This window comes from Mesorhizobium sp. CNPSo 4688 (assembly GCF_057784295.1).
Window position 1 is genome coordinate 26,796 of record NZ_JBWLUY010000007.1, and the last position, 14,410, is coordinate 41,205.

Consider the following 14,410-nt stretch of genomic DNA (forward strand, 5'->3'; position numbering starts at 1 on the left):
CACGACTGGATGGTCCGGGTCCAAGACGTATGATGGGCAAGCATATAAGGCTTGCTTATGCCTTTGCCCTGTCGCCGCCCAGAACAGCGGAACAGGCCGCACGGATTTGGTCGCGCATCATCTCATCGGCCCGCGAAAGAGCCCGTGTGCGTGACGTCAGCAGCGCGATCGGAAATTCCGGCCCCGCCGCGACCGGCCTGACGTCAAGCCCGGCAAACTGGTGCCACGGCAGCAATGCATCGACGAGCGCGATACCGAGACCAGCCTGGACGAAGCCGACCGCGGAGATGGACACGTCGATCTCGAGCGACGGCGAAAGCGCCACGCCCTGCGCGCGGGCAGCATGCGCCAGTTCGTCGGCGGGACGGGTGTTTCCGCGATAGGATATCAATTCCTCGCCGGCGAGATCGGCGAGCGTCAGCTTGGTCTTCCGGGCCAACGGATGCCCGGCGGGGAGCAGGCATGCGAAGCCGATGCTGCCGATCACTTCCGCCTCGATATCGGGAGGCAGGCGGTCGTCCATGGCCACGCCAAGGCTGGCATCGCCGGCGCGCAGCATATCGACGATCGCGGCGATCGGCGCACTATGGGAACGCAGCAATATGTTGGGGTGCGATGCCCGGAAGCTGGTGAAAGCGCGCGGCAGGATCGCCATGGCCGGCGGCGGCGAGGCCGCGACCCGTACCAGCCCCGTCCGGCCCAGACGCAGGTCGGTGGTCTTGCGGCGCAAGCCCTCCAGCCCCGCCGACAACCTCTCGGCATCAGGGAAGATCTCGAGCGCCTCAGGGGTCGGCCGCAGCCGGCCCTTAACGCGCTCGAACAGGGTGAAGCCGAGTTCGTCTTCGGTGTGGAGCAGGATCTGGCTGAGTGCGGGTTGGGAGATGTTCAGAATCCGCGCCGCGGCGGTCACGGTGCCCGCGCGCATGACGGCGATGAACACTTCGAGCTGCCGGGCCCGCATTGCCACTCCATAGGTAAAGCTTATGGGTTCTGTCCAAACCCATCTTTGACGCAATGCCACGGCGCGGACAAGATCAGTCAAAGGATAGAGTGCTGTTTTGCAAGAGGCCGCGCCATGGATGTGATCGTGCTGGGCGGCGGACTGATGGGGACGGCTTCGGCCTATTTCCTTGCCAGGCGCGGGGCGCGCGTGACGCTGATCGAGCGCAACCGGATCGGTACCGGAGCGACTGTTGCCTCCTTCGGCAACATCCGCCGCACGGGACGCCACCTGGCCCAGCTGCCGCTGGCCCACCGCTCGCTCCAGCTGTGGGGCGAGGCGGAAAAGATGCTTGGCCGCGACGTCGAATTCCGCGCCACCGGTCACATCCGGCTGATCTTCGATGAAGGCAGTCTCGCCGACATGCGGGCCTATGCCAAGGCGGCGCGCCCCTGGGGCCTTGAGCTGGAGGAACTCGGTCCACGCGAGATTTGTGCCCGCTTTCCCGGCCTCGGTCCCGAAGCGATCGCGGCATCGTTCTCTCCGCAAGATGGCAGCGGCAATCCGCGGCTGATCGCGCCCGCCTTTGCCGATTCTGCCCGCAAGCTGGGCGCGGAAATCATCGAGGGAGCCGAGGTCGAGAAGATCACTCACACGGGCTCCGGTTTCCTTGTCGCCAGCTCGAAAGGTAAATTCGCCGCCGGCTGCCTGCTCAACACCGCCGGAGCCTGGGGCGCGCGCATCGCTGCGCAGTTCGGCGAAGAGGTCCCGCTCGACGCCTATGGCCCGCAGATGGGCGTGACCGAGCCGCTGCCGTATCGGATCCTGCCGGTGGTCGGCATCTGGACGCGCGACAAGGACTATGGCGCCTATCTGCGCCAGGTCGAACGCGGCAACATCGTCTTCGGCGGTGCGGCCGAAAGGGTGCCGGTGGATCTGGATCCCGGCCACGCGGTCGCCGATCCCATGCGCCTTCCATTGCAATTGCGCGCGGTCGCGCGGCTGCTGCCGGCAATCGCAAAGGTCGCGGTCATCCGAACCTGGTCCGGTTGCGAGGGCTATGTCAGGGACATGCTGCCGGTCATGGGGCGCTCGGCAACGACGCCAGGCCTGTTCCACGCCTTCGGCTTCAGCGGACACGGCTTCCAGCTCGGTCCGGGCGTGGGCGACGCCATCGCCGAACTCATCATGACCGACCGTTGCGAAACGCCACTCGACGATTTCAGGGTCGATCGCTTCGCCAGCGCTGCCTGAACGAGCAGCGAGCGACATCCAGCAACGATGGCTCCTTTGCCGCGAAAGGCGGGATGATCACTCGCACGCCTTCGAGTGAAGATATCAAGCGGGCGTCGCGCTCAAGGCACGAAGATTTCCTCGATGATTTGGCCACCAACGGCCAGCCCTGGCACCGGAGGGCCTGGACGGCCGAAAGTCAGAACCCACCCAATTGCACGTCGTTGCCGCCGATTACCGCACGCATCGTTGCAGGGCCTTTCGAAACCAATGAGGTGGAGCTACGTGTGACGGGTTGCCATCAACGAGACGGAGAAATCGACGAACGGGCCCAAAACCATTTCACCCAAAAGGCAGAGACTTACCCGACAACGCTCAATTCAAACTCAAAGAATTAAGAGTAACATACTGATTTGTAACAAATTTGTTGGCCCGGAGGACCGTGTTAAGAGCATTGGTTTCATTGGGTTTTTCGTGGGCCAAAATCAGAAGACCCCCCGTATGGTTCCTTATAGTGCCGTGACTTGCGGTGTTGGTCAGCAAAACCTCCGTCCGATCATCACCCCAAACGCGAGAAGCGCGGCTCCTGGTCGAGACGCTGCAGGACAGCGCCCCCCCGGAAATGACGAACAAGGCAGCCTGACCCGCGGACATTGCTCAAAACGTCCGGTGTAGCAGCCGCCTGCTACCACCGACCCGAATTTTGGCGCTATGTGCGTGATATAAATGGCGAACTCCACCGGGGCGGTGTAGAGTTCACCTCAAAAGAAGAAATGAGCCGTATCGACGGCAACTCTGAGCGAATCTGGGAGGATTCATGGTCGAAATCATCTCCAAGCGGGATGGCCCGAGGCGCGAGGACATTCAGGTCAAAAGATTGATCGAGCAGAACCGCTCGACCATCGTTCGCCTTGCCGACCAGATCAGCGGCGGCGGCTATTCGGCTTCGAGGAAGCCACGCCAGCAACCAAAGGCGGAAGGCCTGATCATCCATGTTGGTGGCAGTGCCGCGCCTGTGGCCGAAGCCAAGCCGTCCATCCAGGTCACCATGAACGGCCGCGTGATTTCGAAGGATCAGAACACAGGCCGCCAACTTCATCACATCGGCGACATCCGCAGCCGCGGCGAGGAGCAGATATTCGTGCTGGCGACAAAGCAGAATGGCTTCTTCTCGCCGGTCGACGAAGCCGTCGCCGAGGCGCTTGCGGGCCTGGACGGATCACGCCTCGCCGCCACCTATACCGAAGAACAGCTTGCCGCCGACATAGGCGCGAAACTTGGCATCGACTGATCCGGCAGACGCCTGGGCGTGCTCTTCACGTCCAACCGCGGCAGCATACGAACGCGACAGCATACAGAAATGGCATGCCTCGAAGGTTCTGTGATGACTGAATGAAACGCGAGATAGGCCCCAACCAGATGAAGATCGATGCTCTTCCGGCGCGTGCGTCGGCTGCTGCCGGGCAAATGCTTCTGGGGAACATCGATTATGACGAGCGCGCCACCATGCGCGCCTGGGAAGATTTTCTGGCCGACGAGCCCAAATGTGCCCGCGACCCGGTCCACCCAGGCAACGTCCGCTCCCTCATTCACGAGTCCTGGTATCGCAGCGCCACTGGCGGCATCAACGCTCAAGGGATTGAAGCGCCGCTGAGCAGCGATCGCGACGAGATCGAATATCTGACCCGCGCCAATGCAGAACTGCTTTCAGCGGCGCGCCGGTCGTTCGCCTCCCTTGGCCAGTTGCTGGACGGGACAGGCGCTATGCTGGTTCTGGCCGACAGCGACGGCGTGCTGATCGACGCCATCGGCGACAAGAAAACGCTGCATGACGGCATGGACATCCATCTCGCCATCGGCGGCAAATGGAACGAGGGCGCCGTCGGCACCAACGGCATCGGCACGGCGCTGTGGACCGGAGAGCCGACTTTCGTCCATGCGGCCGAGCACTTCTGCGCCGGCATCAAATCCTGGACCTGCGCCGGCGCGCCGATCCGCGATCCGCTCGACGGCAAGATCATCGGTGTGGTCGACCTGTCGGGTTATTCGCCGATCTTTCGGCCACACAACACCGCGCTCGTCGCCGCCACAGCCCGGCAGATCGAAAAGGCATTGGCCGAACAGCAGCAGGAACAGCGCACGCGCCTGCTCGAAGCCTTCATCTCGTCGGCTCCCAGCTACCGCCGAAAAGACGGGCTGGTGATCGTCGACCATCGCGGCCGCGCCATCTTCTGCAAAAACGTGCCTGACGGCGAGACCACCGAGATGATGGATGGTCCGATGGAGCCAGGTCGTGGCCGCTGGCTGATGAACCTTCCATCCTCCGGCTCCGACGCCGACTTGGCCAAGGCGCTGCCGGCCCATCTGCGATCCTGCCACATCACGCCGCTCAAGCTCGACGGCGACCTGCGCGGCGCGGCGCTGGTATTCCCCCCCGTGCCGGCAGCCTCCAGCGTGGCAGTGGTCCACCGGGAAGTGGACAAGCATCTTCAGGATGCTGTCGCCATGATTGTCGGCGAGAGCGAAGCGCTGCAGGCCGCAATCGACGTCGCCTGCCGCGTCGCCCGGTCGGGCAGCGTCACATCGCTGTTGGTCGAAGGTGAAACAGGGACCGGGAAGGAGCTGTTTGCGCGGCTCGTCCATGCCGGCAGCCGGCGCACCGCGAACGATCCGTTCATCGCGATGAATTGCGGGGCAATCACCAGGGATCTGTTCGGCAGTGAATTGTTCGGCCATGTCGCCGGCGCCTTTACCGGCGCCTCGCGTGAGGGCAAGCCGGGCGTTTTCGAGCTCGCCAATGGCGGCGTCCTCAGTCTCGACGAGATCGGCGAATTGCCGCTCGAGATCCAGCCGTTTCTGCTGCGTGTCCTGGAAGAGCGCGTGGTCAACCGCATTGGCGACAGCCGGAGTCGCCCGGTGGATGTGCGCCTGGTTGCCTCAACCAATCGCGATCTCAAGCAGGAAGTTGCCGCTGGCCGCTTCCGCCGCGATCTCTATTATCGAATCGGCGCGGTCTCGATCACTGTCCCGCCGCTGCGCGAGCGCGGCGAGGATGTGCTGCTGCTGATCGAACACTTCAACCGGCAGATCGCCACCGCATCGGGCGAGGACCCGCTGGAATTCTCGCACCAAGCGCTGGATGCGTTGCTCGCCTATCGTTGGCCGGGCAATGTGCGCGAACTGAAGAACCTCGTGGGGCGGTTGCACATCTTGGCGCGCGGTGGGGCTGTCGGGCTCCAGGATCTTCCCGGGGAAATCAGTGCCGGCGATCGCTACAATATGACCATGCACAGCGATCATCCCGCAGCCATGCTCGAAGCACCGGTGTGCACATTCGAGGATGCAGGATGCCAGGCGATCAAGAACGCGCTTGCGGCCGAGAATGGCAATCTCAGCAAGGTCGCCCTGAGGCTCGGTATTTCGCGGCCGACGCTCTATCGCAAGCTCGGACAATACGGCATCCGGCGCGGTTTCCTCTAGGCCAACTCCATTCACCGGCACAACAAAAAACCCGCGGCATTCGCGCCGCGGGGTTGGGAAATTCATCAATCGAGATTGCCTTCAGGCAGCGGCCGCGGCAATGATCAGGCCTTTACGACAGCACCGGTCATTTTCTCCGAGACGTAGCCGAGGATGTTGCCGATGATCAGCGAGATAACCACAGCGGCCGCGACCTTGGTGATGCCGCTGATGCCTTCGCCATAGGCGGCCGCGCCAAGTAGAAAAAGCGCGGCGGTCGTTGCATAGCCATAGACCGCTGACGGAATGGCGCTCAGCAATGGCAGCTTGGCGGCGAGTATCAGGACGACGATTGAAATGCCGACGCAAATACCGGCCATGATCGCCGTAACACCAATGGAGGTCAGTGCTATCAATGCGCCGGCGGCGCAGACCGCTCCCCAGAGGTTTGCGACCGCCGAATTCTTGAAACCGGCTTCCTTGCCGCCACAGTGATAGAAACTCCCCCAGCCGACAAATACCGCCCAGATCAGCAGATAGGGGTTGCCGATGGTGATCGCTGCCCACGTTGCAATGCCGCCCATAATGCCGATGACGACGGCCAACCCTGTGATAAGATCCATATTGTCCTCCCGTTTTTCCAAAGCTCGAAGCAAAGAAACTCGTTTCAGGATCGCGCTTCGCTGACGTCCCGACACGGAAAACGCCATGGCATCAGCCACGGGGTTCAGGAAGAAAAGCTTGCCGGGTCCGGCAAGCAATCAGGCCGGCTGAGCCGCCGGTTCACCCGCGCCGATCACCCCAGCGCGCAATGCCAATCCGGCTGCGGCCGCGCCAAGGCACGGCGCCACGATATAGAGCCAGAGCTGCGACAGTGCAGCGCCGCCGGCAAAGAGCGCCGGGCCGAGCGAGCGGGCCGGATTGACCGACGATCCGGAAACGGCAATGCCCGCGAGATGGATCATGACCAGCGTCAGCCCGATCGCCAGGCCGGCCAGAGGGCCGGCGCCGCCTTCGGCGGTGACGCGAAGGATGACGAGCAGAAACAGGAAGGTGGCGACCGCCTCGAACAGGAACGCCGAGGTCACCGAGTAGGTCGACCAGCCGTTCTGGGCAAAGCCGTTCGCCGCCACATCATAGCCGCCACCCTTGCCTTGCGCGATCACATAAAGCACCGCCGATGCGACTGTCGCTCCAACACATTGCGCAACGACGTAGCCAATAAGATCGTTCGATTTCATGCGGCCTGAGATGAAGAAACCGAGGCTGACAGCCGGATTGAGATGGGCGCCCGAAATCGGTCCGATCGAATAGGCCATCGCCACCACCGACAAGCCGAACGCGAAGGCGACGCCGAGTAGACCAACCTCGGAGCGCATGAACAGAACCGTTGCGCAGCCGAAGAAGACCAGCGCGAAGGTTCCCATGAATTCACAGATGTATTTGTTCATATCTTTTTCCCTCTGGATGATGGGGGGGACCGGACGCCGCACCCGTCCGCGCGAAGTCCGGTCCAAATGTTTTAGGGTACGATGACGCCGCGACCGGTGAACCGCCGGTTCTTGAAATCGTCGAGCGCGGTGTTGATGTTGGCGAGATTGTATTCGGTGTAGTGCATCTTCACCTTGCCGTCGGCGTTGAGCTCCATCAGTTCGACAAGCTCGGTGAAATTGCCGACTAGGCTACCGCCGATGTTGATCTCCTCGATGACGAGATGCGCGGTCGGTACGTTGATGTTGCCGCCATAGCCGACGACGAACAGTTGCCCGCCCTTGCGAACCATCTTCCAGCAGATGTTCTCGACGCCGAGTTCGCCGACAAAGTCAATGACCACATGGGCGCCGCCGCCGGTGATCTGGCTGACCACCTCGACGACATTCGGCCCGCCATCGAGGACGAAGTCGGCGCCAAGATCCTTGGCCAACACCTGTGCTGCCGGCTCGCGATCGACGGCGATGATGCGGCAGCCCGAGATGGCGTGCAGCGATTGCAGCGCGATATGACCGAGCCCGCCTATGCCGAGCAGAACGCAATAGCTGCCTGGTCGCAGCAGTTTCGCCGCCCGCTTGGCGGCGCGGTAGGCGGTGATGCCGGCATCGGCCAGCGGCGCCACTTCGATCGGCGTGATGTTGGCATTCAGCTTGATCAGCGAACGTTCGCTGGTGATGAAGTACTCGGCGAAACCGCCATTCATGCCAAGGCCGGGGAACTGGCCATTGTCGCAATACATGTCTTCGCCATGGCGGCAATTGAGGCAGATGCCGCATGAGCGGAAGGGATGGCAGATCACCGCGTCGCCGCGCTTGACCGATCTGACGCCGCTGCCGACCTCCTCGACCCAACCGGCATTTTCATGGCCCATGATGTAAGGCAACAGCGTGCCTTCGGGGTCCATGGTCGGCTTCCAGACGCCCTCGATAATGTGCAGGTCGGTACGGCAGAGACCGGCAGCACCAACCCGCACGATCACCTCGTCGGGGGCGGTGATCGTCGGCGCCTTGACCTCCTCGATCCTGAGCTGGACGTTCATGTGCGGATCGTATTCGTAGAGTCTGGCAGCTTTCATCGTCGTATCCTTTCACGTCGAGATTGTTTGCTTAGGCGCGGCCGAGCTTCTCAGAGCCGCCGCCGCGAGCCGGTCCGGCTGTCGGGTCCTCGTCCTCGGCGAGATGGCCAATCAGCGTTTCGGTGGTCAGGATCAGCGTCGCCACCGAAGCTGCGTTGGCGAGCGCCGTGTAGGTGACGCGGACCGGATCGATGATCCCGGCCTCGAACATGTTCTGATAGGCGCCGGAGGACGCGTTGTAGCCGTAGCCGCCGTTGATGCGCGTGACTTCCGCCACGACCGCTTCGGGATCGGCGCCGGCATTGGCGGCGATACGCCAGAGCGGCCGCGACAGCACCGAACGCACCAGGCGCACGCCTTCAGCGACATCGCCTTCGACGCCTGCCGCCACCTTGTCGAGCAGCGGCGCGATCTGGGCAAGCGCCGACCCACCGCCGGCGACCACGCCCTCTTCAGAGGCGGCGCGCACCGCATTCAGCGAATCCTCGATCAGCTGGATGGTTCGCTTCTGCTCGACCGGCGTGACACCGCCGGCATAAAGGATCGCGGTGCCGCCAGAGAGCTTGGCCAGGCGTTCGCGCAGCTTGTCCTGGTCGATGTTCGGCGGCGAGGCTTCATACTGCCGCTGCACCTGGGCGCGGCGCGATGCGATTGCCGCATGGTCGCCGCCACCGCGAATGATCGAGGTGTAGGACGAACTGGTCTTCACCCGGTCAGCCGTTCCGAGATCGTCGGCGGTGATGTCCTCCAGCCGGCCACCAAGGTCGCGCGCGATCACCTTGCCGCCGGTGATGATCGCCAGGTCCTCCATCATCGCCTTGCGCCAATGGCCATATTCCGGCGGGTGGACCACGAGATACCGTCCCGGTCCCTGCTTGCCGAGCAGCGTCACCACCACTTCCGGCGACATTTCTTCGGACACGATCAGCAGCGGCCGACCAGCCTCGTCGGCAATGCGACGAGCCGCATCCAGCGCCTCGGGTTCCTTGATCTTGAGGTCGGTCATCAGGATGTAGGGCCGTTCGAGAACCGCCTCCATCTTCTCCTGATCCGTCACCATGTGATGCGAGAGGTAGCCGCGTTCGAAGGACATGCCCTCGACCACATCGAGCGTGGTCTCAGTGGTCACGCTGAAGTCGGTGGTGATGACGCCTTCAGCCCCTACCCGCTGATGGGCTTCCGCCACCAGCGCGCCAAGCTTGGCATTGGTTGCCGCGATGTTGGCGACCGAAGCGAGAATGCCGTTGCCCTTGGCAGGCTTGGCAGAAGCCTTGAGCGCCGCCACCACGGAGGCCACGGCAAGGTCGATGCCCTTGCACAGATCGACGGATTTCACGCCGCGTTCGTTCGCCTCCACACCACCCTGGATGAGCGCGTTCGCGAGCACGATGGCCGTCGTGGTGCCGTCGCCAGCGACCTCGTTGGTCTGCATCGACACTTCGCGGACGACCTGCGCGCCCATGTTTTCGAAACGGTCGTGCAGCTCGATCTCGGAGGCGATGCTGACACCGTCGCGGGTCACCATCGGCGTACCGATCGGCCGGTCGATCATGGCGTTCATGCCTTTAGGGCCGAGCGTCGGCTCGACGGCAGCGGCCAACCGGAAGACGCCACGGGCGAGAGCACGGCGGGCCTCGGAATTGTGAAGCATTATTTTGGGCATGATTCCTCCTTCCGCCTTACGGGCGGGTTGTTGGTTAGGGGCCTCGTGCGAGGGAGGCCGTTGCTGTCGGCTCTGCTTCAGGCGGTCGGCGCGGTCCCGGGCGGAACGCGATCCAGAATGAAATCGACGAGCGTCGGTTCGCCGTCGATCACATCCAGTTCCTTGTATCTGGTCTGCTTGAGCCCACGGCACAGCGCGCCGTTGAACTCCATGTTGATGCGCACGCCGCGCAGTTCGGCGAGATGGGCACTGAGCGCGTCAGCCGGTATGCGTTGCCCATCCCATGTCACGAAGACAGGATCGTCCGCCCGGCTGTCGGCAAAACGCTCGAGCAGAGCCGCTCGGTATCGCGGCTTCTGTTTGGCAGCGTCGCCCGCTTCGAACCGGGCGACGTCGTATGCCGCCAGGTCCATGCCCAGGATTTCGCGATCGGTCAGACCGTTTAGCCGCAGGCCGCGCAAGACCGCCTCCTGGCGCCGCTTGAAAGCCTTCATCGCAAAGGTTTCGCGCAAGGCGCCAAGATCCTGGTCCTCGGCAAGCACGGCGAAGATGTCGCCGAATGTCTTGCCGGCCTCCATGCCGCGATTGACCTCTTCCGCGAACATGTGGTCGTGCAGCTTGACGCGGTAGGCCGGCGCCCAGGAGAGCTGGTCGAGCGCCTTGCGGACGCCGTCCAGCATCAGGAACGCGAAGTTGGGCGAGCACCAGTAGGTTGGCAGGCGGAAATCGACCTCCACGCTGCCATCGCCCTTCACCGCGGTCCGCTCGACGAACCCCATCTCGGTGACGGGTTCGTCGAGTTCCGGGTCGTTGACTTCACCAAGGCGCCGCCAGATTTCCTTCTCGCGGTCACCGGAAACGCTGGCGCTTGCCATGGCTCCTACTCCGCCGCGATGCTGAAGGGCGAGCTGGCGAGCGCCTTCTTCTTGGCTTCGATGTCGATGTTGTAGAGACGCGCGGCGTTGAGGCCGAGGATCTTCTCCTTGATCTCGTCGGTCAGCTGCACGCCACGTTCTGCGGCGATATCCTCGGGGATCTGGTAGGCCCAGAATTTCTCGACCAGCCAGCGCGGCGTCCAGATCGCGTAGTCGGAACCGAACAGGATTTTCTCCGGTCCGAGCCAGAACAGCAGCTCGGCGATGACCTCGCCGAAATAGCGCGGGCGTGCGTGGATGAAGGGTAGCGCCACCGCCAACCCGCCATAGACATTGGTTTCCTGCGTCGCGATCCAGCAGAAATCGTCAAGGCGGGGCAGGCCGCAATGCTCGATGATCCAGTTGAGGCCCTGGAAATCCGTCGCCGCATGATCGACGTCATGGACGTCGAACGCATCCTTCGAGAGCGGCAGGATGGTCGGGCCCTTGTGGACGTGGATGTTCTTGATGCCGAGCTTGTCGCAGAGTTCGAAGCATTTGTAGGCATCTGGATCGGTGAGCTTCCAGCCCTTGGAAGCGCCGTTCCACTCGGCCGTGTACATCTTCACGCCCTTGACGTTGTAGGTCTCCTTGAGGAAGTGGATGTACTCGAGCGCCTTCTCGCCGTCGCGCGGATCGAAGGCGCCATTGACGATGAAACGCTCCGGATAGCGCTTGGCCACCTCGGCGTTGCGCTCAATCGTGTTGAAGCCGTTTTTGTAGAAGTCCTTGAGATAGGTCGACTGCACGATCGCCACATCGTCGGGACCGTCGATGAATAGGTCGCGATAGAGATCATCGGCGCTGTACTTTTCGAACTTGCTCTTCTCCCAAAGCTGGTCCTTGGGGCTCAGCCCCGTGTGATAGGCGTAGAAGCAATCGATGAACTGCTTGCCGTGGACATTTTTCTGGTTCTCCGGGCTGCCGTCCCAGAAATGGGTGTGGCCGTCGACCACGAAAATATCCTTGCCTTCCGGTGTCCTAAACATTCTTCTCTCCGCGAGATGCGTGTTGATCGGATCGGCGCGCCGCAACCAGGCGGCGCGCCCTTTTTTGGCGGCTATTCGATGTATTCGAACATCTCGTCCATGTTGCCGAACAGGATCACGGTGTTGTCGTCGACGCGAACCATGCGACCGTAGTGGGTGGAGGTGTTGACCTCGAAGGTCTCGGCCGAAATCTCGCGGCCGAGATATTCACCGATCGCATCCATTTTGAAGATCAGCTTGCCGTCACCGTCGATGCGGATCAGGGCCGGCTGATAGGTGATGGTCACCCCTGGCTTCTTACCCATGAATTCGGCGATGGCCCTGGCCTCGACGGAGTCGTTCATGGTGACGCCGCACTGATGCGAAATCGTCTGCTCGAAGGTGATGTCCTTCATCGCCTTGAAGATGTTGGAATGGGTTGCGTCGCGTGCTGATAGTGACATGACGATTTCTCCTGTTTCAGCGCTTGAGGCCGAGTTCACCGAGGATCTGGCCAATCCGCTCTTCGGATTTGGCGCGGACGTCAGTGAACGCGACCGGCTTGGAATGCGGCATCGACCAGATCGGCTGCAGGCCGGTGGCTGCCTTGTCAGCGAGCGCGCCGTGTTTCCTGACCCAGCCCTGGAAGAGCTTCTTGTTGGCGGCGCCATGCTTCTCGTCATTGGCGAGCAGGTGCATGAGGTCGATCGTGTTGGCGAGGTTGCGCTCATAGTCGGCCTCGGCTGCCGAAATCACCGCCGGGGTGATGAAGTCATGGTTGGCGGCGGCAATCTGCATCAGAAAGCCGGAGCGGAACACTTCGCCCACCAGCGGCTCGAAGATGATGTTGATGGCGAAATACTGCTCGAGATAGTCGGTCGCGCCCATGATGGTCTCGACCGCTTCGCGCGTGCCTTGCCAGTTCTTGTCCTCGAGCCAGGCCTTCTTGCCGAGCTCGTCGTCCCAATCGGGAAGATCCATGCCGATCTCGGCAAGGTAGAGCGTGATGTCCTGGGCGAGCCGCAGCTTGTAGGACGAGTTGGTCAGCGTCGCGTTGTTGATCATCTGGGTGTAGCCGTAACGCTGCGCCTGCATCAGCGATGTGCCGAGTCCGAATTCGGCATGTTTCCAGGCGCCGAGCTGCGTCTGCAGGATCTTGACCCAGGCCTTGTCGAAGGTCTTCGGGGTGCCCGATTTGCGCGCGTTGTTGATGACGCTCTGCACCATCGTCTCGATCTTCGACTGGCGCTGGTAGTGCGTGCGCTCCCATTCCTGGTCGGGAGCGCGGAAGGCGTGCCAGTTGGAGCTCTGCGCGGCGGTGTTCTGCTTGACATAGGCCCCCTTGCCGTCGGCAAACGAGATGATCCAGTCTTGGATCAGGTAGCGTTCCGGGTCGGGCTGAACGTCGACCGTCATGTCCTCGTAGTGGGTGGCGCGCTGGCCTTTCGGGTCGAAATACCGGTATTTCCGGCTGTCGGAGTCGGCGAAGATTGCCGCGCCGGCGGCTCCTGATCCGACTGAACTCGAGGTTGCAGGCATAGTCTCTCTCCCTTGTTGCAGTGTGGTTGGCTTGGCATGGCCGGCCCTTTAATGGGCCGGCGTTGCACCTGCCGATGTGGTGAACTTGTCGAAGAAGATCCGCTCCATTTCGAACCCGTTCATGAACAGGACCGGCTGCAGCGCATCGATCATCGGCGGCGGGCCACAGGCATGGACATCGCCCTGCCCGTCGACCGCCAGTTGCTTGAGCTTGGCGTCGACACTCTGGTGTACGAAACCGCGTTCGCCTTCCCATTCGGCGTCATCATTCGCGTGCGACAGTACGGGAATGAAGGTGACGTCGGAATGATTGCGGACCAGCTCGGCGATCCTGTCCAAATAGAACAGGTCGTTGCGGGTGCGAGCGCCGTAGAAGAAATAGACCGGACGCTTCTCGCCGCTCTTGAGATGGTCGTTGAGGATCGACCAGATCGGCGACATGCCCGAACCGGCGCCGACCAGGATCAGGGGTCCTTGCCGTTCGTCGCGGCGGAAACAGGTTCCGTAAGGTCCGACGACCGTGACTTCGGCTCCGGCTTCGATGCCTCCGGAATCGAGTTCTCCGGAAAACTTTCCCTCAGGGTATTTTTTGATGATGAAGGAGAGTTTTTCGGTTTGGTCCGGCGTATTTGCCATGGAGAACGAGCGCGTAATCGTCTCCCCTTTTTGCGTGGTAACCGTGATGTCGACATATTGCCCCGCCCAGAACTTCATCGGCGAGCCGAGTTCGATCTCGATGCCGCGAATGTCGTGGGTCAGGTGCTCGATCCGAGCAATCCGGCCCTTGTACGTCTTCACGGCGATCGCTTTCGCCAGAATCTCCTCGTCGTAGTTGAGAAGCTCGACTTCCAGGTCGGAGAAGGCGATGCAGCGGCACAACAGCACGTGCCCGCTCTCCTTCTCCATGTCGTTCAGCGCGAAGGTCGAGTATTTCAACATGTCGACTTCGCCTTCGAGCAACACGCTTTTGCAGGCCGAGCATTGCCCTTCCTTGCAGCCGTGCGGCAGCGCAATGCCCTGGCGGAACGCGGCGTTGAGCACCGTTTCACCATGCTCGACGTCGAACTCGACGCCGACTGGGCTTAGCCTGACCGTGTGGGTTTCCGACATACGGACCTCCAGTAAAAG

At 62.2% G+C, this 14,410-nt stretch carries 14 protein-coding genes; 4 read left to right on the plus strand and 10 right to left on the minus strand.

All coding sequences use genetic code 11. The annotated features are described in order from the left end of the window. Positions 1–55: 55 nt before the first annotated feature. Positions 56–961, minus strand: a complete 906-nt coding sequence (locus tag AC04SH_RS14200) for a LysR family transcriptional regulator (protein ID WP_488575495.1) — start codon at positions 959–961, stop codon at positions 56–58. Between the two features lie 114 nt (positions 962–1,075). On the opposite strand from AC04SH_RS14200, the gene AC04SH_RS14205 reads away from it, so the two are divergent. The 4 genes from AC04SH_RS14205 (at position 1,076) to AC04SH_RS14220 (ending at position 5,653) form a co-directional block, all read left to right on the plus strand. After that, positions 1,076–2,194, plus strand: a complete 1,119-nt coding sequence (locus AC04SH_RS14205) for an NAD(P)/FAD-dependent oxidoreductase (RefSeq protein WP_488575496.1) — start codon at positions 1,076–1,078, stop codon at positions 2,192–2,194. 53 nt (positions 2,195–2,247) lie between these two features. Continuing rightward, on the plus strand, positions 2,248–2,571 hold the full coding sequence (locus AC04SH_RS14210; RefSeq protein WP_488575497.1) for a hypothetical protein: 324 nt from the start codon (positions 2,248–2,250) through the stop codon (positions 2,569–2,571). 419 nt (positions 2,572–2,990) lie between these two features. Beyond that, positions 2,991–3,464 carry a hypothetical protein gene (locus tag AC04SH_RS14215; protein WP_488575498.1) on the plus strand — a complete coding sequence of 158 codons (474 nt, stop codon included), beginning with the start codon at positions 2,991–2,993 and terminating at the stop codon, positions 3,462–3,464. A 101-nt stretch (positions 3,465–3,565) separates the two neighbouring features. Continuing rightward, positions 3,566–5,653 (plus strand): sigma-54-dependent Fis family transcriptional regulator, encoded by a 2,088-nt coding sequence (locus AC04SH_RS14220; protein WP_488575499.1) that lies wholly within the window; start codon positions 3,566–3,568, stop codon positions 5,651–5,653. Positions 5,654–5,757: 104 nt separating this feature from the next. Here the strand turns inward: AC04SH_RS14220 and AC04SH_RS14225 are convergent, their stop codons facing one another. From AC04SH_RS14225 to AC04SH_RS14265, 9 genes are all read right to left on the minus strand, one after another. Beyond that, complete coding sequence (locus AC04SH_RS14225; protein ID WP_488575500.1) at positions 5,758–6,393, minus strand: DUF1097 domain-containing protein; 636 nt, start codon at positions 6,391–6,393, stop codon at positions 5,758–5,760. Next, positions 6,394–7,083 (minus strand): MIP family channel protein, encoded by a 690-nt coding sequence (locus tag AC04SH_RS14230; protein WP_488575501.1) that lies wholly within the window; start codon positions 7,081–7,083, stop codon positions 6,394–6,396. Positions 7,084–7,154: 71 nt separating this feature from the next. Then, complete coding sequence (locus AC04SH_RS14235) at positions 7,155–8,198, minus strand: NAD(P)-dependent alcohol dehydrogenase (RefSeq protein ID WP_488575502.1); 1,044 nt, start codon at positions 8,196–8,198, stop codon at positions 7,155–7,157. 31 nt (positions 8,199–8,229) lie between these two features. Further along, entirely contained in the window at positions 8,230–9,861 is a 1,632-nt protein-coding gene (gene groEL / locus AC04SH_RS14240) for a molecular chaperone GroEL (RefSeq protein WP_477231907.1), read from the minus strand. 77 nt (positions 9,862–9,938) lie between these two features. Beyond that, positions 9,939–10,736 carry an iron-sulfur cluster assembly protein gene (locus AC04SH_RS14245; protein ID WP_488575503.1) on the minus strand — a complete coding sequence of 266 codons (798 nt, stop codon included), beginning with the start codon at positions 10,734–10,736 and terminating at the stop codon, positions 9,939–9,941. 5 nt (positions 10,737–10,741) lie between these two features. After that, positions 10,742–11,764 (minus strand): amidohydrolase family protein, encoded by a 1,023-nt coding sequence (locus AC04SH_RS14250; RefSeq protein WP_477231909.1) that lies wholly within the window; start codon positions 11,762–11,764, stop codon positions 10,742–10,744. Between the two features lie 71 nt (positions 11,765–11,835). Beyond that, entirely contained in the window at positions 11,836–12,207 is a 372-nt protein-coding gene (locus AC04SH_RS14255; RefSeq protein WP_477231910.1) for an MmoB/DmpM family protein, read from the minus strand. Between the two features lie 16 nt (positions 12,208–12,223). Further along, a complete protein-coding gene (locus AC04SH_RS14260) occupies positions 12,224–13,282 on the minus strand; it encodes an aromatic/alkene monooxygenase hydroxylase subunit beta (RefSeq protein ID WP_477231911.1) in 1,059 nt (352 codons plus the stop codon). A gap of 48 nt (positions 13,283–13,330) precedes the next feature. Then, positions 13,331–14,392 carry a 2Fe-2S iron-sulfur cluster-binding protein gene (locus tag AC04SH_RS14265; protein WP_488575504.1) on the minus strand — a complete coding sequence of 354 codons (1,062 nt, stop codon included), beginning with the start codon at positions 14,390–14,392 and terminating at the stop codon, positions 13,331–13,333. Positions 14,393–14,410 lie beyond the last annotated feature (18 nt).